We start from the raw sequence: 19718 nt of genomic DNA on the forward strand, positions 1-19718 counted from the left end.
CACCCGCGCGGGGAGGGCCGAGGATCCCGGCCGGTGTGGACAACGGCACCCGCATGCCCGGCACCCGCGCGGGGAGGGCCGAGTCGCCAGGCACGGGGACGCGCTGCGCCGGCCGCCGAGCCCTCCGCGTGGGGGAGGCCCGGTCCCGGGACGTGCTCGGTCGGGCGACGCCCGGGCCCTCCCCCGCGCGGGGGAGCGGGTTCGTCGGCGCGCAGGACGCCCGGGGGCGGGGTCCGACGGGAGCGTGGAGGCATGACCTCAACGCACCGTCTCCCCTCCCCCACGTCCCCCACGAGCGCGCCCACCGCTCCCCCGGCCGCGGGCTCCGCGCGGCAAGCGACCGGCACGAGCGGGCTCCGCCGCGGCCTGCGCGCCCTGGCCATCGCCTCCTGCCTGCCCTATCTCACGCTGAAGACCGCGTGGCTGGCGGGCAGCCACGTCGGCATCCCCGAGGGCAGCGAGCTCCGCACCCCGGACGGCGAGACCACACTCTTCGCGCTGAACCTGCTGACCGTGCTGATGGACGCCGCGGTCATCGTGCTGGCCGTCGCGCTCACCCGGCCCTGGGGTCGGCGGCTGCCGGCCTGGCTGGTGCTGGGCCCGCTGTGGGCCGCCACCGGCCTGCTCGCACCCATCCTGGTGGGCTTCCCGACCTCGGTGCTGGCCGAGGCGACCTCCTCCGGCAGCGCCGTGTCCGAGCAGCACGAGCTGTACCTCGACGACTGGGTCTTCACCGTCGTCTACTCGGGGTTCAGCGTGCAGGCGCTGGCGTTGGGCGGGCTGTTCGCGCTCGCCGTCCGGGACCGCTGGGGTCACCTGCTGCGCGGCCGGCTGGCCGGGCTGCCGCGGGACGCCTCCCGCTCGACCGCGGGCGCCGCGGTCGCCTCGCTGGTCCTGCTGCTGTGGCCGCTGACCATGAACCTGCTGTGGCTGGGCGGCTCGACCGCCGGACTGAACGGGACGCAGATCGAGAACCGCGACACCACGTACTACGTGACCACCGCCTCCGATCTGCTGTTCGTCCTCGCGGCCGGCGCCGGCGTGCTGCTGCTGGCCTTCCGGCCCGCCCGGTTCGCGCGGCTGCGCACCGCCACCTCGGTCGGCCTGGCCTGGGTGGGCAGCGCGGCGCTGGGCGCCTGGGGCGGCTGGCTGCTGCTGACCAGCGGCGCCAACTTCGGCAGTGCCGAGGCCGACGAGCGGACCACCGCCCTGACCGCCGTGACCTACGCTGTGCAGGTGCTCATCGGCCTGCTGACCGTCGTCGTCGGCGCCCGCCTGCTGACCGCTCGGGACGCGGCGTCGGCGCACCGGGCGGCATGAGCGGCGCACTCCCCCGAGTCCTCGGGCCCCGCTGGGTGCATCAGCTGCTCGGCGGGGCGCTGCTCATGCCGTACTTCCTGCTGACGGTGGTGGCCATCGGGGTGGTCCATCCGGACGCCAACGCGTTGACCAGCCTCGGCTGGCAGTTCCTCGGCTATCTGCTGTCCCTGCCGCTGGTCGCCGCCACCGGCCTGTTCCCCCTCGTCCGCTCCCTGGAGTCCGACGCGGCCCGCGCGCTGTCCGTGGTGCCGGCGGGACCGGACGTCGACGGGCGGGAGCACGCCGAGTTGGCGACGGGTCCCGCACGGTCGTGGGCGGCGCGGCGGCGGGCCGCCGTCTGGTTCACGGCCCACGTCGGGGTCGGCGCGCTGGTCAGCGGGATCACGCTGGCGCTCCCGCCGTTCGCGGTGGTGCTGGCGGTGCTGCCGTTCTCCGCCGAACTGCGGCGCAGCCGTTTCGGCGGCGGCCTCGGCCCGCTGACCGACCTGCCGTGGCTGGGGCCGCTGGCCGGCCTGGCCACCCTCGCCCTGGTCGTCGCGGCCGCCGCCGCGGGCGGCGCCCTGCTGGCCAGGCTCTCCCCCGCGCTGCTCGGCCCCACCCCGGCCGACCGGCTCGCGGCGGCCGAGGAGCGCGCCGCCGACCTGGCCGCGCGCAACCGGCTCGCCCGCGAGCTGCACGACTCGGTCGGCCACGCCCTCAGCGCGGTGTCGCTCCAGGCGACCGCGGCGCGCACCGTGCTGGACACGGACCCGGCCTTCGCCAGGGAGGCCCTCGCCGCCATCGAGGAGACCGCGCGCGGCGCCGTCGGCGAGCTCGACACCGTGCTCGGCCTGCTCCGCGAGGAGGACCCGGGCACCGGGGGCGCCGGCACCGCGCCCGCGCCCACCCTGGCCGACCTGGCCGCGCTGCTCGACCGCACTCGCGCCGCCGGCCTCGCCGTCGAGCTGCCCGAGGACGGCCGGCCGCCGCGGGCGCTGCCCGCCCTGGTCTCCCGGGAGGCGTACCGGATCGTCCAGGAGGGCCTGTCCAACGCCCTGCGGCACGCCGGGCCGGTCCCGCTGACGCTCCGCTTCGCCACCCACCGCTCCCCCCACGAAAGCGAGCTGGTCATCACCATGCGGAACCCCCTTCGGAACCCCGGGTCGGCGGCCACCGGGCCGCGCGCCGGCGGCGGCCGCGGCCTGCGCGGCATCGCGGAACGCGCCACGCTGCTCGGCGGCGGCGCCGAATGGGACGCCGAGGACGGCGCCTGGCGGCTCGTCGTCCGGCTGCCGCTGGGGGCGGACCGGTGAGCGGGGACCCGCTGCGCGTGGTGCTCGCCGACGACGAGCGGCTGGTGCGCACCGCGCTGCGCGCCATCATCGGCGCCGAACCCGACATGACGGTGGTCGGCGAGGCGGCCACCGGCGCCGAGGCGGTGTCCGTGGTCCGGCAACAGCGCCCCGACGTGGTGCTGATGGACGTGCGGATGCCGGAGGTGGACGGCATCCGCGCCACCGAGCAGCTGCTCCGCACCCTGGACGAACCGCCGCGGGTCGTCGTGGTGACCACGTTCGAGAACGACTCCTACGTCTACGAGGCGCTGCGGGCCGGCGCCAGCGGCTTCCTGCTGAAGCGCGCGGCGGCCGAGGAGTTGGTGCAGGCGGTCCGGCTGGTGGCGCGCAGCGACTCGCTGCTGTTCCCGGCGGCCGTCCGCTCGCTCGCCGCGCACCACGCCAGGCGCCGGCGCGCCGACGCGCTGCGCGGCCGGTTGACGGACCGGGAGGCCGAGGTGCTGCGGCTGGTGGCGGAGGGGCTGACCAACGCGGAGATCGCCGAGCGTCTCTCGGTCGGGCCGCAGACCGTGAAGAGCCACGTCGCCTCGCTGCTGGCCAAGCTCGGCGCGCGGGACCGTACCCAGGCGGTGATCGCCGCGTACGAACACGGCTTCGTCACCCCCGGATAGCGTTTATCGAACGTCTACTGTCGCCCGTCCGGCCCTCAACTACTCTCTTCCCCCTGAGATAACGCCGCTCGCGCGGGTGGCGGCACACACGGGGAGAGCTGAACAGATGGACGCTCCGCGACGCCTCGCAGACCGTTACGAGCTGCGGAAGATGCTGGGCCGTGGCGGGATGGCGGAGGTCCACCTCGGGCACGACACGCGCCTGGAGCGCCAGGTGGCGGTGAAGACGCTGCTGCCCGACCTCGCCAGGGACCCGGCGTTCCAGGCCCGGTTCCGCCGGGAGGCGCACTCCTCGGCCTCGCTGAACCACCCCGCGATCGTCGCGGTCTACGACACCGGCGAGGAGGCGGCGGACGACCTCACCGTGCCGTACATCGTGATGGAGTACGTCGAGGGCGTGACCCTGCGGGAGCTGCTGCGCTCCGGGCGGAAGCCGTCGCCCGAGCGGGCCATGGAGCTGTGCGTCGGAGTGCTGCGGGCGCTGGAGTACTCGCACCACAAGGGCATCGTGCACCGCGACATCAAGCCGGCGAACATCATGCTCGCGGGCGACGGCCAGGTGAAGGTGATGGACTTCGGCATCGCCCGCGCCCTGGGCGAGGCCGGGATGACCATGACGCACACCGCGGCGGTCCTCGGCACCGCGCACTACCTCTCGCCCGAGCAGGCCAGGGGCGAGAAGGTGGACGCGCGCACCGACCTGTACTCCGCCGGCTGCCTGCTGTACGAGCTGCTCACCGAACGGCCGCCGTTCGTCGGCGACTCGCCGGTGTCCGTCGCCTTCCAGCACGTGAGCGAGGAGCCCAGACCGCCGAGCGAGCTCGCCCCCGGGATATCCGCGGACCTCGACGCGATCGTGCTCGGGGCGCTCGTGAAGGACCGGGAGCACCGCTACCAGAGCGCCGGGGAGATGCGCGCGGACCTGGAGTCGGCGCTCGCCGGCGGCACCATCGCGGCCACCGCGCAGCGCACCGCGGACCTGCGGCCGGCGGCCTCCGCCGCCCCGGCGGCCCCGGTCGACGCGGACACCGAACGCGGTGCCGGAGCCGTCGGCGACGGCGCTCGCGGTGGTGCCGGCGGACCGGGCGGCGGAGGGCCCGCCGGGACCGGGAGCCACGGCCGGCGCCGCTCCAGGCTGCCGCGGGTGCTGCTGGCGGTCGGCGCGGTGCTGCTGCTCGTCGCCGCCGGCGTGTTCGGCGGCTCGCTGCTCGGCGGCGGGGAGGACGGCACGGTCGCCGTGCCCGACCTGGTCGGCCTGACCGTGTCCCAGGCCGAGGACCGGGCGGCCGAGGTCGGCCTGTCGGTCGACGAGAAGGACCGCCGGCCCTGTCCCGAGGACCGCGGCACCGTCTGCGCCACCACCCCCGGGGAGGGCGAGGAGATCGCCGAGGGCGGGACCGTGTCACTGGTCGTCTCCGAGGGCCGCGCGCCGGTCGAGGTCCCCGACGTGGTCGGCGACGCCTTCGCGGACGCCCTGGACACGCTGCAGGAGGCCGGCTTCCGGGTGGCCCAGGAGACGGACGACGACACGGACCAGGCGGCCGGCACCGTGCTGGACCAGGACCCGCCTGGCGGCCGGAAGGCCGAGCCCGGGACCACGGTGACGCTGACCGTGGCGGGCGAGGCGGCTCCCGACCCGGGCCCGGACCCGACGCCGGACGACGACCAGACGGACGAGCCCGACCCGCCCACCGACCCGGAGACCGTCGAGGTGCCGGACGTCACCGGCCTGTTCTACGCCGAGGCCGAGGCGCAGTTGATCGCGGCCGGCTTCACCGTGGACCGGTGGGAGGACGTCGAGACGCACGGCGTCGAGCCGGACACGGTGGTGGCCCAGGACCCGCCGGGCGGCACCCAGCTGGAGCCGGGCGGCGTGGTCACCCTCACCGTCGAGCCGCCCCTCGCCGAGATCGTGGTCCCCGACGTCGCGGGGCTGACGTACGAGGAGGCCGAGGAGACGCTGATCATCGCGGGTCTCAGCACCCTGCCGGCCAGTTCGCCCGACCCGACGGCGGGCTGCGAACCGGACGACACGGTCCTCCACACCAGCCCGCCCGCCGGCAGCACCGCCACGGAGGGCGACCACGTCGAGATCGTCTGCGACAGCACGGAGTAGCGAGGAGCCCTGGCCGGCCCTACCGGACAGGACCTAGCCAGGGTCCTGGGCGTGGTGCCAGGGCAGCCGGACCGGCTCGGCCGGGATCCGGCCGGCGAGCAGCTCGCCCAGCAGCCCGGGCAGCCCGAACGGGTGGATCCGCTCCCCGGTGGCGGCCAGTTCGTCCAGGGACCACCAGTGGTGGGCCGTGGTCTGCCCGCGCTCCAGCTCCTCCATGTGGCTGGTGTCCACCTCGTGGGCCCGCACCCGGTGCAGGAAGAAGACGTCCTCGAAATAGCCGCTCGCCCAGCTGAACTCCGCCCGACCGCCGGTCCAGGCCACCCGGGCGCCGAGGTCCCGGGGGGCGACGCGCAGCCCGGTCTCCTCCCACAGCTCGCGGGCGGCGGCGGCGCGCACCCGCTCCGCGCGCCGCACGCCGCCGCCCGGGGTGATCCAGCAGAACGCGCCGGGCGTGGCGTCCTTCATGCGGAACAGCAGCAGCCGGTCGGCGGCGTCGAGCAGCAGCACGCGGGCGGAGCGGCGGACGGGCCGCGGGCGACGGGGCGACATGCGCCCAGTCAACCAGCAGGTCAGTCGACGCCGAACAGCTGCTCCACGGGATCGATCGCGAAGTAGACGACGAACAGCGCGGAGGCCACCCACAGCAGCCAGCTGACCGAACGGGCCCGGCCGAGCACCGCGGCCAGCACCACGTAGGCGATGAAGCCGGCGCCGATGCCGTTGGTGATCGAGTAGGTGAACGGCATCACGACGATGGTGACGAACGCCGGGATGGCCACCGCCGAGTCGGCCCAGTCGATGCGACCCACCTGGGTCATCATCAGGAAGCCCACGGCCACCAGGGCGGGCGCCGCGGCCTGCGAGGGCACCACCGCGGCAAGCGGGGCGAGGAAGAGCGAGACGGCGAACAGGCCGCCGGTCACCAGGTTGGCGAAGCCGGTGCGGGCGCCCTCGCCGACACCCGCCGCGGACTCGATGTAGGAGGTGTTGGACGAGGCGGAGGCCGCGCCGCCGGCCGCCGCCGCCAGGCCGTCGGTGAACAGCAGCCGGCCGAGCCGCGGCACCCGGCCCCGCTCGTCCAGCAGCCCGGCCTCGTTGGTGACGCCGACCGCGGTGCCCATGGTGTCGAAGAAGTCGGTGAGGAAGAGCGTGAAGACCAGCAGCACGACGGTGACCGCGCCGACCTCGCCGAACGCGCCGAACAGGCTGAAGTTGCCGAGCAGCCCGAAGTCGGGGGTGGCCACCACGTCGTCCGGCATCCGGGGCGCGGTCAGGCCCCAGTCCTCGTCCGCGATGTCGGCGACGGCGTTGATGATGATGGCCAGCACCGTCGTGCTGACGATGCTGATCAGGATGGCGCCCTTCACCCGCCGGGCCAGCAGCGCCAGGGTGAGCAGCACGCCGAGGCAGAAGACCAGGGCGGGCCAGCCGGTCAGCTCGCCGGTGCCGCCGAGGCTGAGCGGCGGGCTGCCGGCCAGGCCGACGGTGAACCCGGCGTCCACGAAGCCGATCAGGGCGATGAAGAGACCGATGCCGACGCTGATGGCCATCTTCAGCGGCATCGGGATGGCGTTCATCACCGCCTCCCGCAGCCCGGTCGCGGACAGCGCGCAGAGGATGAGGCCCTCGATCACCACCAGGCCCATGGCGTCCTCCCAGGACATCCGGGGCGCGAGCTGGAAGGCGACGAGGGCGTTGATGCCGAGGCCCGCGGCGAGGGCGAGCGGCAGGTTGGCGGTGATGCCCATCAGCACCGTCATCACGGCGGCGACCAGCGCGGTCACGGTGACGAGCTGCGGCAGCGACAGCTGGTCGCCGTTGATGTCCTTGGCACCGCCCAGGATGATCGGGTTGAGCACCAGGATGTAGGCCATGGTGAAGAACGTGGCGAGCCCGCCGCGCGCCTCGCGGGCCAGCGTGGAGCCGCGCTGGGAGATCTGGAAGAACGAGTCGAGCCAGGGCGGCATGGGAATCCTCACGGTGGTGCTGCTGGGGACGGGGGGATTCTGCCGGGCGAGGCGCCGCGGGAGGTTTCCTGCGGGTAACCCGATGCGGCACCGTTACGGAATTGCGCTCCCCCGGACCAGGCCAGGACCGGGCTCGGCCCGGACCAGGACCGGACCAGTCCCCGACCGGGCCGCGCGGCCCGGCCCGGCCGCGCGACGCTGGTCAGCGCAGCGTCGCGAGCGCGGCGGCCACCGTGCGCAGATCGTCGTCGGCGGCCAGTCCGGCGTGGTACAGCCGCAGTTCGTCCGCGCCGAGCTCGACGGCGTGGGCGGCGTCGGCGGCCAGCGTGCCGGGGCTGCCGCCCATGCCGGCGATGACCGGGAAGTTGGCGGCCAGCACGGTGCCCGGGCGGCGGTGCCCGGCGAACGGGGTGAGCAGCGCGGAGCGCTCGGCCGGACCGCCGCCGCAGGGCACCACCACGCCGTCGGCGTGGTCGAGGATCGCCGCCGGGCGCACCCCGACGTTGGCGCCGCAGCGGTGCGGGCCCGGATCGGCGTGCAGCAGCACCCGGAAGTCCGGGCGGTCGGCCGCCGCGGCCCGGACGGCGGCGACCGCCTCGCGCTGGAACGCGTCGGCGGTCGCGTCGCGGTGCGCCGTGGCGGCGGCGGCCGGCTCCGCGCCGAGCAGCCGGTCGAACTCGGCGCGTTCGCCGTCCCGGTCGGCCGGCGGGGCGCCCGCCTCCCCGGCCCAGTAGGGTTCGAGCGCCCGGACCACCAGGGTCCGCAGCTCGTCCGGGTCCACGCCGTGCGCCGCGTAGCCGGACTGGCAGACCTCGCAGAAGCACAACGACATCAGCCAGCCGCCCACCGCGCCCAGCCGCCCGCCGCCGATCTTGTCGTGCGCGTGCAGATGGTCCAGGCCGTACCAGCCGCAGGACTCCAGCTCGGTGCCCCGGACGCCGGGGCGCGGGGCGGCCTCGGCGGCGAGCCGCACGGCGTACCCGCGCACCTCCGGGCGGGCGATGCAGGGCGCCCACGGGTAGCGGTCGCCGTGCGCGTTGCGAACGGTGCTCTCCGGGTGCTCCGCGCCCAGCCGGGAGTTGTGGGCCAGGATCACCCAGGAGTGCACGTCGAGCCCGGCGCCGGCGAGCGCCTCGACGGCCTCGCCGAACGGGTCGGCGCCGGACACCCAGTGCTGCCGGTGCGGCCGCAGCGGCTGGCCGTCCCACCGCGCCTCGTCCGGCGGGTAGTACACGGCGGCGTGCCGCGCGGTGACGACGCGGTGCCGGGGGTGCCGGGGGGTGAGGGCGCGGGTGGCGTGGTAGGCGGAGGCCAGGGTGACCGAGGTGACGCCCAGCTCGGCGACCCGGCGGGCGGCGTCCGGATCGCCCACGACGTCCCACGGGTAGAGGAAGGCGGCGGCGCGCGGGGCAGTGGTCATCGGGTCACTCTCCCACCAGCGCGAGGCCGTGCTTCAGCAGGGTGGCCAGCTCGGCGAGGTGGTCGGGGGCCGGCTCGGTCAGCGGGGTCCGCACCTCGCCCACGTCCAGGCCGCGCAGCCGCACGCCGGCCTTGACCAGCGAGACGGCGTAGCCCCTGCCGCGGTTGCGCAGTTCCACCAGCGGCCGGTAGAAGCCGTCGAGCAGCCGGCGCACGGTGGCCTCGCCGTCCGGGCCGCCACGGTCCAGGGCGGCGTGGAAGGCCAGGGCGATCTCCGGGGCGAAGCAGAACACCGCGGAGGAGTACAGGTGCACGCCGAGCGCCCGGTAGGCGGGCTGGGTGAGCTCCGCGGTGGGCAGCCCGTTGAAGTAGCGGAAGTCGGAGTCCGGGTGGTGGTCGCGGACCGTGGAGACGATCCGCTGGAACAGGTCGAGGTCGCCGAGGCCGTCCTTGAGCCCGACGATGCCGGGCGTCTGGGCCAGCTCGGTCACGGTCGCCGGGGTGAGGAGCACGTTGTCGCGCTGGTAGACGATGACGTCGAGCCGGGTGGCCTCGGCGAGCGCGCGGTAGTGACGCAGCAGGCCGGCCTGGCCGGCCTGCACCAGGTACGGCGGGAGGGCCAGCAGCCCGTCCGCGCCGGCCGCCTCGGCCTCGCGGGCGAACTCCGTGGCCATCGCGGTGCCGTAGCCGGTGCCGGCGACCACCGGGACGGCGCCGCCGGTGACCTCGACGGCGGCGGCCACGCAGGCGCGGTACTCGGTCAGGGTCAGAGCGTGGAACTCTCCGGTGCCGCATGCGGCGAAGACCGCGCCGGCGCCGGCGTCGACGCCGGCCCGCAGGTGGGCGCGGTAGGCGTCGAGGTTGAGCGAACCATCGGCGTGGTACGCCGTCACGGGGAAGAACAGCAGGCCGTTCAGGCGCTCGGCGAGTGAGGCTTGGGTCATGAGCGTCTCGTCTCTCGTACAAGTACCTGACTGTTGTCTATATTTATGAACGCGCTCCTCACGCTAGAACAGGCGGCAACCCGGGTCAAGCCGGCGTTGACCCCGTCGAGGCAGAGGCATAGCGTGTCCTCATATCTGAACACCGAACGGAGGATCCCATGCCCGCGCCCCGCACCGTTCTGCTCACCGGCGCCGCCGGCATCGTCGGCACCCTGATGCGCGAGCTGCTTCCGCCCTACGGCTACGAGTTGCGGTCGTTCGACGTCGACGAGGTGCCCGGCGCGCCGGACGCCGTGGTCGCCGACCTCAGCGACCGCGAGGCGCTGCGCCGGGCCGTGGCCGGCACGGACGCGATTCTCCACCTCGCCGGCATCTCGCTGGAGGCCCCCTTCGAGGAGGTGCTGAAGGCGAACATCGAGGGGACGTACAACCTCTACGAGGCCGCGCGCGCCGAGGGCGTGCGCCGGATCGTCTTCGCCTCGAGCAACCACGCCGTGGGGTACACGCCCTGGCCGGGGCAGGACGCCCCGCTGATCCCCGTCGACACGCCGCGCCGCCCCGACACGTTCTACGGGCTGTCCAAGTGCTTCGGCGAGGACCTCGCCCAGCTCTACTGGGACCGGCACGGCATCGAGACGGTGTCGGTCCGCATCGGCTCCTGCTTCCCGCGACCCAACTCGGTCCGGATGCTGTCGGTCTGGATGAGCCCCGAGGACGGCGCCCGGCTCTTCCACGCCGCGCTGACCGCGGAGGACGTGGGCCACACCGTGGTCTACGGCTCGTCCGCGAACACCCGGCTGGTCTGGGACCTCGCCCCGGCCCGAGCGCTGGGGTACGAGCCGCGGGACGACTCCGAGCGGTTCGCCGAGAAGCTCGTCGCCGAACAGGGCGAGCTGGACCCGGAGGGCAACCCCGACCACGCCTATCTGGGCGGCGCCTTCACCACCACGCCGCCGCGCTGGGCCGACCGGCACTCGCGCACCCTCTGACCGCCCCTCCGACCGCGCCGGCGCGCCCGGGAGCGCCACGGCCCGGAACGCCCTAGCGAGCCCGGCGGGCGCAGGCTCGGGCGACCCGGGCCAGCCGCTCGGCGTCGGGTCCGGCGCCGGCCGGCTCGGGGAAGCGCGGCCGGACGTAGCCGAAGGCCAGGCCGCTGCGCGGATCGGCGAAGGCCATCGCCCCGCCGGCGCCGTCGTGCCCGAACGAGCCGGCGCCGAGGAACGGCAGGCCGACCATGAAGCCGACGCCGTACGCGCGGTGCGTGCTGAGCACCACGTCGTGCCCCACCGCCTGCGGCTGGGCGAACTCGGCGAGGGTGGCACGGGTCAGGAACGCCGCGCGGCCGGCCACCCCGGTCAGCGCGGCGGCGTAGAGCCGGGCCAGGCCGCGGGCGCTGCCCACGCCGCCGACCGACGCGGGGCCACCGGCCCTGACGGTCCGGTTGTTGGGCAACAGGGCCAGGTCGATCGGCTCGGGGGCGTGCCGGTTTCCGGCTATGCCGCCGAGCGAGTCCGGCGCCTCGGGGTCCGGCTCGGGCGCCCGTTCGGGCGGCAGCACGGGCGTGACCCGCGGCTCCAGGTCTGCGGGCAGCCCCAGGTAGAGGTCCACGTCGTGCGGTTCGCGGATCTCCCGTTCGAAGAGCTCCGCGAGCCGCACGCCGGCGGCGCGCCGCACCACCTCGCCGGCCAGCGCGCCCACGGTGAGGCTGTGGTAGCCGAAGAGCGTGCCGGGGCGCCAGTACGGGCGGTGCGGCGCGAGCCGTTCGGCCAGCGCGGCGTCGTCGGCCAGTTCGTCGAGGGTGAAGCCGGACTCGACGCCGATCGCGCCGGCCCGGTGGGTCAGCAGCTCGCGCACCGTCAGCCGGTCCTTGCCGGCGGCGGCGAACTCCGGCCAGTAGGCACGGACCTCGCGGTCCAGGTCGAGGACGCCGTCCTGCACCAGCCGGGCCACCACGAGGTACGCCGCCCCCTTGGTGACCGAGAACACCCCGACCAGCGAGTCGGGCGCGAGCCCGGGGCCGCCGCAGAGGTCGGCCACCGGGCTCCCGTCCACGTAGACCGCGAGCTGCGCGGCGAGGTCCGGATCCGCCGCCAGCACGGCGTCGAACTCCGCGCGCAGCGGCTCATATCCCGCGGCAACGGTGCCGGCCGCGACGCTGCCGTGCGACATGTCCTGGACCTCCTCCGGCGCGGTTTTCCGGGAGGCTACTACCTGAGCGGTCCCCCGGCACCGGCCCGGGCGTCGATCAGGGCCGGCAGGTTGCGCGGGTGGTCGATCCGGGTGCGCAGCTCCGGGGTCCAGCCGGCGTCGTCGCCGAGCTGGGCGTCGGGGTTGGCCTCGTTGTAGGCCGCCAGCAGGTCGGCGGGGCGGCCGTTGAGATGGTTGCCGTCCTCGGTCATCGCGGTGTCCGGGGTCCACTGGCGGATGACGGTGGCCGGGTCGACCGCGTACGGCAGGGAGAAGGCGTTGCGCTCGGCCACCAGCGCGGACTCCCGGCCGATGCCGAAGCTGTAGACGTAGGGCACCACCGAGTCCGCGGTCTGCCGGAAGTGGTTGTTGTAGACGTCCACCTGGCCGAAGCGGACCCGCGGGGCGCGCTCGCCGAGGTCCTCGAAGAGGTTGTGGTGGAACGTGGTGCGCAGCGCGCCGCGGTCGGTGTCGCCGGCGTTGTCGCTGTTGCCGATCAGGATCGACTTGCTGTGTTCGGTGAACACGTTCCAGCTGACGGTGACCAGGTCGGCGCCGGAGACGATGTCCATCAGGCCGTCGTGCTGCTGGTAGAGGTAGCCGAAGTAGTACGGCTGCTCGCTGTCCCGCCGGTCGCCGTCGGTGAAGGTGTTGTGGTCCACCCAGATCCGCTGCGAGCCGGAGAGCTGGAGGTTGTCGTACTCGGAGTTCCACTCGCCCGACGGGTCCCAGGACGGGAAGCAGTCGTAGGCGTCCTCGAAGGTGAGGTTGCGGATGACGACGTTCTCCGCGCCGCTGACGTTGAGGGTGCCGCCCAGCAGCCGGGCGTCGTCGCCGACGCCGATGATGGTGGTGTTGGAGCCGACCGGCAGCACCACCCGCTCGGCCTGGCGGGCGGCCGAGGCCAGGCGGGCCTCCTCCATCGGGCCCGAGGGGTCGACGTCGCCCCAGGTCTCGGGGTCGTACGCGGCCAGGAAGCCCTCCAGCGTGTAGCCGTCGGTGGCGTAGTCCTCGCAGGTCAACGGGTCGCCCTTGACGTCGGTGTTGGCGTCGATGGTGCCGTCGACGCGGATGATCCGGGGCGTGCCGGGGTCGCCCGCGGCGAGCGCGGCGGCGAGTTCGGCGCGGTCGCTGACCGTGAAGTCGAACGCGGGCTCCGCCGCGGCGCCGCCGGTGACCGGGCCCTCGGCCCCGCCCCAGCCGTCGCCGGCAGGGAGCGCGGCGCGGGCCGGGTCGCCCCCGGCGGGCGCGTGCCGGGCGGTGGTGTCGGCCGCGGCGGGCTGGGCGGTGGCGGTCGGCAGCAGGCAGACGGCCAGGGCGGCGGCGCCGGCCGCCACCAGGGTGGCGCGGGCATGACATCTGAGCGTTCGCATGGGGGTCGGGCGCACGGCGTGGCTCCTCGGGGAGGTGGAACGGGTGACGGAACGAGGACGGGAGGGGCGGTGAGGGGATTGGAGGTGGAGGTGGAGCGCGGGCCGGCCGCGCGAGGGGCGGCCGGCCCGCGTGGGGGCGTTACTCCATCTGCTCCTGCCACTCGGCCTGCGCCTCGTTGAGCCGCTCCGCGAGGTCGTCGAGGAACTCCTGCGCCGTCATCTCGCCCAGCAGCACCCGCTGGAAGTTGGGCTCGGTGTCCGCCTTGCTGATGTTGTTCCAGTCCGGCAGGTAGTAGGGCAGGTCGACGATGGTGGTGTTCTCGTCGCTCAGCGCCTCGACCGCGGCCTGGGTGGGCGGCGCCTCGGCGACCCACGGGTCCTCCATGGCGGCCGTGTTGGCCGGTATCTGACCCGCCGACTCGTTCCACATGCTGTTCATCTCGTGCGACGCGGCGAACTCGATGAACCGCCAGGCGGCGGACTTGTTGTCGCTGGCCTGGAAGAGGCTGAGGCCGTCCACCGGGTTGGACACGAAGGTGTGGTGGCCGCCGTCCTCGGCGGTGGGCATCGGCAGGCCGGCCACGCCGTCCTCGCCGAACGCGGTCACGTGGTCCACGTAGGAGCCCAGGTTGTGCTGCAGCATGCCCACGGTGCCGCCGGTGAAGGTGGCGACCATGTTGGTGAAGTCGTTGTTGAGGTCCGCCTCCGGGGTGGCGGTGTTGTACAGGCCGACGTAGCGCTCGAGCGCCTCGACGTTGGCCGGGTCGTTGACCGTGGTCTCGGTCTCGTCCGCGTTCCAGAAGCTCTCCAGCCCGGACTGCGAGTACATCGCGTCCAGGGCCTGCGCCACCGAGCCCTCGCCGCCGCGGATGGTGAAGCCGAACTCGTTGGAGCCGCTGTCGGTCAGCTGCTCCGCCGCCTCGTAGAAGGCGTCCCAGCTGGTCGGCGGCTCCAGGCCGGCCTGCTGGAACAGGTCGGGGCGGTACCACAGCACGCCCTGGTTGGCCGAGGTGGGCACGGAGTACAGCTCCTCGCCGGCGGTGGCCCGGACGCTGTCCAGCATCGCCGGCACCAGCTGGCCGTCCAGCTCGCTGTCCGTGAGCCGGTCGCCGACCGGTTCGATGGCGCCCTGGGCGACCAGGTTGGCCAGGTAGGACGTGGACACCATGCCGACGTCGGGGAGTCCCTCGCCGCCCTGGATCGCCGCGTCGTACTTGGACTGCACCTGGTCGATGGGCACGCCCACGTACTCGACGTCGATGTCCGGGTTGGCCGCCTCGAACTCCTCGATGATCGCCTCCCAGACCTCGGTGCGGACACCGCCGTTGTTGTCCCAGAAGGTGATCTCGCCGGTGCCGTCGCCCTCGGCGCCCGACGCGCTACCGTCGTCGCCGCAGGCGGTGGCCGTCGTGGCCAACAGGACGGCCAGCACGCCGACGGCGGCGCGGTGTTGATGCTTTCTACTCATCGTGCGACTCCCTTGTCGTTTCCGCCGTGTCCGCCGCTGCCGCGGAGCCTGCGGTGTTCTTCGAATGGGTGGTGCGATGCGGTGTGGGGGTGCTCCGCCCGGGGACGGGGTGGGTGGTGGCTGGTCTCGGTCGGTGGGTATCGAGGGCCGGGCCGGGTCGGGGTCAGGTGACGCGGAACCCCCGGAACACCGCGGCGCCGCCCGGCTCCTCGCCGGGCCGCGGCGGCGCGGCGGCGAAGAGGCCGAGCTGGGCGCCGACCCAGCGCCACGGCGTGGCGGCGAACACCTGCCCGGACGGCCGGAACTCGGCGTCGGGCGACACGGCGGCGGAGAAGCGGCAGCGGGCGTCGGCGGTGACCTCCACCCGCAGCCGGGCGCGGCCCTCGGGCGCCGGACGGGCGTACGCCGCATCGCGTTCCCGCTCCGCCACCAGGTCGCCGAAGCGGTGCACCAGGCGCACCCCGCCCCCGTCGCCCGGGTCGCGTTCCAGGCCGATCCAGCTGAACGCGTCGCCGACCACGGCGAGTCCGGCCTTGGCACCGGGCGCCGGATCGTCGAGCCGCAGCTCCACCTCGACGGTGCGCGGCCCGACCGGCAGCCGCTGGACCAGCACGCTGGACAGCCGGCGCAGGTCGGCCGCGGCGACGGTGGGTCGGCAGGCCAGGCGCAGCCCGTCGCCGTCCCCCGGCAGCACCCAGCCGGATGCGGGGTTGGCCAGCCACGACCACTGCGGGCCGAACGTCCCGTCCGGGAAGTCGTCGTCGGTAGCCGGGGCGCAGGGCTCGCCGCCGGGCAACGGCAGCGGGTGTTCGGCAACGGGCTGACCGCGGTCGCCGAGGACCGGCCAGCCGTCGGCGTCCCAGGCCATCGGCTGCAGGTGCACCACCCGGCCGAACGCGCCGCGCTGCTGGAAGTGCAGGAACCAGTCGCCCCCGCCCGGGTCGGTGACCCAGGCGCCCTGGTGCGGGCCGTTGACGTCGGTGTCGCCCTGGGCGAGCACGACCCGCTCCTCGTAGGGGCCGAAGAAGCCGCGCGAGCGGAACGCGCCCTGCCAGCCGGTCTCCACCGAACCGGCGGGCGCGAAGATCCAGTACCAGCCGTCCCGCCGGTACACCTTGGGGCCCTCCAGGGTGAACCAGCCGGGCAGCGCGTCGCCGTCGACCACCACCCGCCCGGCGTCCAGCAGTTCCCGGCCGTCCGGCGACATGGCGTGGCCGGTCAGCAGGTTCTTGATGCCGGCGCGGGAGAACGCCCAGCCGTGCACCAGGTAGGCGCGCCCGTCCTCGTCCCACAGCGGGCAGGGGTCGATCAGCCCCTTGCCGGCCTTCAGCAGCCACGGGTCGGTCCAGGGGCCGCGGATGTCCGGCGCGTTGACCTGGTAGACGCCGTGGTCGGGGTCGCCCCAGAAGATCCAGAACCGGCCGTCGTGGTGGCGCAGCGCCGGCGCCCAGACGCCGCGGTCGTGGCGCGGTTCGGCGAAGTCCTCGGCCGGCTCCAGCCGGTCCAGCGCGTGGCCGACGAAGCTCCAGTTCACCAGGTCGCGGGAGTGCAGCAGGGGCAGCCCTGGCACCCGGCTGAAGCTGGAGGCGGTCAGGTAGAAGTCCTCGCCGACCCGGATGACGTCGGGGTCGGACCAGTCGGCGGGCAGCACCGGGTTGCGGTACGTGGTCACGACATCGCCTCCTTGTCATCCGCCGTTCCCGCGCTGTGCCGCGCGGGCTCCACCACCGCGGGCTCCGCCGTCGCGGGCTCCGCCGTCGCGGGCGCGGCGGGCACGGCCCAGGGGGCCCCGAGCTCCGAGAACAGGGCCAGCCGGCGGGCGCCCTCGGCGGTCAGCCCGTCGATCCCCGGGATGACCCGCCGCGGGCCGCGGTCGCCGCGCTCGACGCGCCAGGCGTCGGGCGGCAGCCGGGTCGGCTCGGGCGCGGTGCGCACCGCCTCCACCAGCCGGGTGAACGCGCCGGTGCGCTCCAGCGGCACCAGCAGCGGCGTCCCGTCGCGCAGATGGTCGACGAGGTTGACCAGCAGGTCGGTGCGCCCGTGCTCGGTGGTCTCCGGCGGCCGGCCCGAACGCTCCAGCAGCACCCGGTCGGCCTTGTACCAGAAGGTGATCCGCCCCTCCTCGCCGTGCACCATCACGTACGGCTCGCCGGGCTGTTCGGCGCAGAGCGTCACCGCGCTGACGATGTCGGTGCCGCCCGCCGCGCCGTCCGCGCCCGCCCGCGGCGCGGTGCGGATCCGGGCGCAGGAGGTGTCGTCGGCGTCGATGTCGTTGATCCGGTAGAGCTCCAACTCGATGCCGGCCAGGTCGGTCTCGCGTTCGGCGCCCTCGATGCGCAGCGCGGTGGCCAGGGCGTGCGCGAGCGGGTTGGTGAGCACCCCGTCCACCACGTCCCGGCCGCCCAGGGTGCGGTGCCCGCCCCACGGCGCGCGCCGCCAGTACGCCTCGTCGCGCACCCAGGCGCCGGCCGCGCCGATGCCGCGCACCGCGCCGATGGCGCCGTCGGCGACCAGCTCCCTGATGCTCCGCACGGCGTGCGAGCCCAGCGACTGGAAGCCGATCTGACAGGCCACGCCCGCCTTCCCGATGCCCGCCGCCAGCTCGTGGAACGCCGCGAGCGACGGCGTGGGCGGCTTCTCCAGCAACAGGTGGACCCCGCGGGCGGCCGCGATCAGCCCCAGTTCCGCGTGGGTGTGGATGGGGGTGCAGACCACGGCCACCTCAGCGCCGGTGCGGTCGAGCAGCGTGGCCAGATCGTCGGACTGCTCGGGCGCGACGACGCCGTCGGGCCCGGCCAGGCCGACCGGACCCGCCAATCCCTCGGGTCCGGCGGGGGCGGCGGGCCCCGCGGGCTCCCCCGGCCCCTCGGGCCCGTGCAGCTCGGCGAGTTCGCCGGCGTCCAGCGGGGTCAGCTCGCAGATTCCGACGAGCCGGACCACGCCCTGGCGGGCGAGGCGGCCGATGTTGCGCAGATGCCAACGGCCGTGGCCGCGGGCCCCGACGAGCACCACGGGGACGGGGCCGCGGTGGGCCCGCGAGTCGGAGGACCGGGTCATCCCTTCACCGCCCCCGCGCTGAAGCCGGTGATCAGCCAGCGCTGGATGAAGGCGAACACGATCACCACGGGCACCGCCGCCACGACGCCGCCGGCGGCGAGCGCCCCGAGGTCCACGCTGTCGGAGCCCATCAGGGTGTTGAGGCCGACCGGGATCGTCTGCTTGTCCTGGGAGTTGAGGAACATCAGGGCGAACAGGAAGTGGTTCCAGCTGTGCACGAAGGCGAAGGAGCCGACCGCGATCAGTCCCGGCCGCAGCAGCGGCAGCACGATCGCGAGGAAGCCGCGCATCCGCGAGCAGCCGTCCACCCAGGCGGCCTCCTCCAGCGACGCCGGCACGTTCCTGATGAAGCCGCTGATCAGGATCATCGACAGCGGCAGCTGGAAGACCGTCTCGGCGATGATGACGCTCCACAGCGAGTTGAGCATCGTCAGCTCGCGGAAGATCTCGAAGAGCGGCACCAGCATCAGCGCGCCGGGGATGAACTGCGAGGTGAGCAGCGCCAGCATGAACGGCATCCGCAGCCGGAACTTGAAGCGGGCCAGCGCGTAGCCGCCGGAGAGCGCCACCAGCAGGGTCATCAGCATCGACGCGATGCCGACGTACATGCTGTTGACGAAGTACGTGTCGAAGCTGCGCTCGGTCCACACCTTCTCGAAGTGCTGCCCGGTCATCGGCCAGGGCACCAGCGAGTCGGAGCCCGGCTCGCGCAGCGCGAACAGCAGCATCCAGTAGAACGGGATCAGCGTGAACAGCAGGTAGAGGCCGAGCGGAAAGAAGATCTGCCAGCGCGGCGGCTGGTCCAGCGACCGCCGGCGGCGCTTCCCGGCGGGCGGCGCCGGCGGGACGGCCGCGGGCTCGGCGTCCCGGTCGATGACGGAGGGGGCAAGGCCGGTCACTTGTCGTCGCCTCCGAACTTGCTCAGGCGCAGATAAACGATCGAGAAGAAGAGCAGGATCACGAAGGCGACGGTGGTCAGCGCGGCCGCGTAGCCGAACTCGTTGCCGTCGATGCCGGTCTGGGCCACGTAGAGCGGCAGCGTGGTGGTGACGCCGGCCGGGCCGCCGCCGGTGAGGGTGTACAGCAGGTCGACGTTGTTGAACTCCCAGACCGCGCGCAGCAGCGTGGACAGGATGATCGCGTCCTTCAGATGCGGCAGGGTGATGTGCCAGAACTGCCGCAGCCGGCTCGCGCCGTCCACCGAGGCGGCCTCGTAGAGGTCCTTGGAGACGGACTGCAGGTCGGCGAGCAGCAGGATCGCGAAGAACGGCACCCCGCGCCACAGCTCGGCGAGCACAGCGCCCCAGAAGACGGTGCCGGTGTCGGCCAGCACGGAGGTGCCGTACTCGCCGATGCCGGCGTCCGCCAGATAGCGGCTGACCCCGGTGGACGGGTTGTAGAGCAGGATCCAGATGGTGGACGTCAGCACGCCGGAGACGGCCCAGGGCGAGAACACCAGGGCCCTGGCCATGCCGCGGCCGACGAAGGTCTGGTTGATGATCAGCGCCAGGGCCAGGCCGAAGATCAGCTGGAGCCCGACCTCGACGACCACCCACTGGGCGCTGAAGGTCAGCGTCTCCCAGAAGAACGGGTCGTCGGTGAGGATCTCCCGGAAGTTGTCCAGGCCGGCGAAGCCGTTCCGCCAGGGCTTGGTGACGTTGTAGTCCTGGAGGCTGTAGTAGATGACGCTGAGCATCGGGTAGGCGATGAAGCCCAGCATCAGCAGCGCGGCCGGCGCTATCAGCAGATACGGCAGGTGGCGCGGGGTGGCGCTGCGTCGCCGCTTGGGGCTGCGCGCGCTCGGCCCGGGGCTGCGGTCCTTCACGCCGAGGGACATGGGCACCTCGCAGGCGTTGCGGCTCCGGGCGGCGGGCTGGGCTCGTCCGCCGCGTGTGGGAGGGCTCCCACGGAAGAGCGGGGGG

Annotated in this window: 16 protein-coding genes; 5 read left to right on the forward strand and 11 right to left on the reverse strand. The window is 74.2% G+C overall.

Features of this window, described 5'->3' with window-relative positions:
• Window positions 1–252 precede the first annotated feature (252 nt).
• The 4 genes from ABGB06_RS19850 (at window position 253) to pknB (ending at window position 5381) form a co-directional block, all read left to right on the forward strand.
• Window positions 253–1320 (forward strand): hypothetical protein, encoded by a 1068-nt coding sequence (locus ABGB06_RS19850; RefSeq protein ID WP_347591190.1) that lies wholly within the window; start codon window positions 253–255, stop codon window positions 1318–1320.
• Complete coding sequence (locus tag ABGB06_RS19855) at window positions 1317–2612, forward strand: histidine kinase (protein ID WP_347591192.1); 1296 nt, start codon at window positions 1317–1319, stop codon at window positions 2610–2612. The genes ABGB06_RS19850 and ABGB06_RS19855 overlap by 4 nt, the downstream gene beginning before the upstream one ends.
• Window positions 2609–3265 (forward strand): response regulator transcription factor, encoded by a 657-nt coding sequence (locus ABGB06_RS19860; protein WP_347591194.1) that lies wholly within the window; start codon window positions 2609–2611, stop codon window positions 3263–3265. The genes ABGB06_RS19855 and ABGB06_RS19860 overlap by 4 nt, the downstream gene beginning before the upstream one ends.
• A 106-nt stretch (window positions 3266–3371) precedes the next feature.
• The gene (gene pknB / locus ABGB06_RS19865) at window positions 3372–5381 is read left to right on the forward strand and encodes a Stk1 family PASTA domain-containing Ser/Thr kinase (protein WP_347591196.1); all 2010 of its coding nucleotides are present in this window, start codon (window positions 3372–3374) and stop codon (window positions 5379–5381) included.
• 33 nt (window positions 5382–5414) lie between these two features.
• On the opposite strand, the gene ABGB06_RS19870 is transcribed toward pknB, so the two are convergent.
• The 4 genes from ABGB06_RS19870 to ABGB06_RS19885 all read right to left on the reverse strand — a co-directional run bounded on the left by ABGB06_RS19870 (window position 5415) and on the right by ABGB06_RS19885 (window position 9711).
• The gene (locus ABGB06_RS19870; protein ID WP_347591198.1) at window positions 5415–5930 is read right to left on the reverse strand and encodes an NUDIX domain-containing protein; all 516 of its coding nucleotides are present in this window, start codon (window positions 5928–5930) and stop codon (window positions 5415–5417) included.
• 20 nt (window positions 5931–5950) lie between these two features.
• A complete protein-coding gene (locus ABGB06_RS19875; protein ID WP_347591200.1) occupies window positions 5951–7348 on the reverse strand; it encodes an NCS2 family permease in 1398 nt (465 codons plus the stop codon).
• Window positions 7349–7550: 202 nt separating this feature from the next.
• Window positions 7551–8768, reverse strand: coding sequence for a hypothetical protein (locus ABGB06_RS19880; RefSeq protein ID WP_347591202.1), 1218 nt, complete (start codon window positions 8766–8768; stop codon window positions 7551–7553).
• Between the two features lie 4 nt (window positions 8769–8772).
• Window positions 8773–9711, reverse strand: a complete 939-nt coding sequence (locus ABGB06_RS19885) for a 5-dehydro-4-deoxyglucarate dehydratase (RefSeq protein ID WP_347591204.1) — start codon at window positions 9709–9711, stop codon at window positions 8773–8775.
• 158 nt (window positions 9712–9869) lie between these two features.
• Between ABGB06_RS19885 and ABGB06_RS19890 the strand changes: the two genes are divergently transcribed.
• Window positions 9870–10700, forward strand: coding sequence for an NAD(P)-dependent oxidoreductase (locus ABGB06_RS19890; RefSeq protein ID WP_347591206.1), 831 nt, complete (start codon window positions 9870–9872; stop codon window positions 10698–10700).
• Between the two features lie 52 nt (window positions 10701–10752).
• Here ABGB06_RS19890 and ABGB06_RS19895 read toward each other — a convergent pair whose 3' ends face one another.
• The 7 genes from ABGB06_RS19895 to ABGB06_RS19925 all read right to left on the reverse strand — a co-directional run bounded on the left by ABGB06_RS19895 (window position 10753) and on the right by ABGB06_RS19925 (window position 19633).
• A complete protein-coding gene (locus ABGB06_RS19895) occupies window positions 10753–11880 on the reverse strand; it encodes a serine hydrolase domain-containing protein (RefSeq protein WP_347591208.1) in 1128 nt (375 codons plus the stop codon).
• A 38-nt stretch (window positions 11881–11918) separates the two neighbouring features.
• Window positions 11919–13286 (reverse strand): pectate lyase, encoded by a 1368-nt coding sequence (locus ABGB06_RS19900; RefSeq protein ID WP_347591210.1) that lies wholly within the window; start codon window positions 13284–13286, stop codon window positions 11919–11921.
• 124 nt (window positions 13287–13410) lie between these two features.
• Window positions 13411–14739 carry a sugar ABC transporter substrate-binding protein gene (locus ABGB06_RS19905; RefSeq protein ID WP_347591212.1) on the reverse strand — a complete coding sequence of 443 codons (1329 nt, stop codon included), beginning with the start codon at window positions 14737–14739 and terminating at the stop codon, window positions 13411–13413.
• 163 nt (window positions 14740–14902) lie between these two features.
• Window positions 14903–16411 carry a family 43 glycosylhydrolase gene (locus ABGB06_RS19910; RefSeq protein WP_347591214.1) on the reverse strand — a complete coding sequence of 503 codons (1509 nt, stop codon included), beginning with the start codon at window positions 16409–16411 and terminating at the stop codon, window positions 14903–14905.
• On the reverse strand, window positions 16408–17796 hold the full coding sequence (locus ABGB06_RS19915; RefSeq protein WP_347591216.1) for a Gfo/Idh/MocA family oxidoreductase: 1389 nt from the start codon (window positions 17794–17796) through the stop codon (window positions 16408–16410). Before ABGB06_RS19915 ends, ABGB06_RS19910 begins: the two co-directional genes overlap by 4 nt.
• Complete coding sequence (locus ABGB06_RS19920; RefSeq protein WP_347591601.1) at window positions 17793–18671, reverse strand: carbohydrate ABC transporter permease; 879 nt, start codon at window positions 18669–18671, stop codon at window positions 17793–17795. Before ABGB06_RS19920 ends, ABGB06_RS19915 begins: the two co-directional genes overlap by 4 nt.
• A gap of 20 nt (window positions 18672–18691) precedes the next feature.
• A complete protein-coding gene (locus ABGB06_RS19925; RefSeq protein WP_347591218.1) occupies window positions 18692–19633 on the reverse strand; it encodes a sugar ABC transporter permease in 942 nt (313 codons plus the stop codon).
• Window positions 19634–19718: the final 85 nt, after the last annotated feature.

This window comes from Streptomyces sp. B6B3 (assembly GCF_039871525.1).
Classification (GTDB): domain Bacteria; phylum Actinomycetota; class Actinomycetes; order Streptomycetales; family Streptomycetaceae; genus Streptomyces.

Coding starts and splice junctions, on each gene's coding strand:
- ABGB06_RS19890 (WP_347591206.1), top strand. CDS start 9,870: ATGCCCGCGCCCCGCACCGTTCTGCTCACCGGCGCCGCCGGCATCGTC.
- ABGB06_RS19875 (WP_347591200.1), bottom strand. CDS start 7,348: ATGCCGCCCTGGCTCGACTCGTTCTTCCAGATCTCCCAGCGCGGCTCC.
- ABGB06_RS19850 (WP_347591190.1), top strand. CDS start 253: ATGACCTCAACGCACCGTCTCCCCTCCCCCACGTCCCCCACGAGCGCG.
- ABGB06_RS19905 (WP_347591212.1), bottom strand. CDS start 14,739: ATGAGTAGAAAGCATCAACACCGCGCCGCCGTCGGCGTGCTGGCCGTC.
- ABGB06_RS19895 (WP_347591208.1), bottom strand. CDS start 11,880: ATGTCGCACGGCAGCGTCGCGGCCGGCACCGTTGCCGCGGGATATGAG.
- ABGB06_RS19880 (WP_347591202.1), bottom strand. CDS start 8,768: ATGACCACTGCCCCGCGCGCCGCCGCCTTCCTCTACCCGTGGGACGTC.
- ABGB06_RS19855 (WP_347591192.1), top strand. CDS start 1,317: ATGAGCGGCGCACTCCCCCGAGTCCTCGGGCCCCGCTGGGTGCATCAG.
- ABGB06_RS19870 (WP_347591198.1), bottom strand. CDS start 5,930: ATGTCGCCCCGTCGCCCGCGGCCCGTCCGCCGCTCCGCCCGCGTGCTG.
- ABGB06_RS19925 (WP_347591218.1), bottom strand. CDS start 19,633: ATGTCCCTCGGCGTGAAGGACCGCAGCCCCGGGCCGAGCGCGCGCAGC.
- pknB (WP_347591196.1), top strand. CDS start 3,372: ATGGACGCTCCGCGACGCCTCGCAGACCGTTACGAGCTGCGGAAGATG.
- ABGB06_RS19915 (WP_347591216.1), bottom strand. CDS start 17,796: ATGACCCGGTCCTCCGACTCGCGGGCCCACCGCGGCCCCGTCCCCGTG.
- ABGB06_RS19885 (WP_347591204.1), bottom strand. CDS start 9,711: ATGACCCAAGCCTCACTCGCCGAGCGCCTGAACGGCCTGCTGTTCTTC.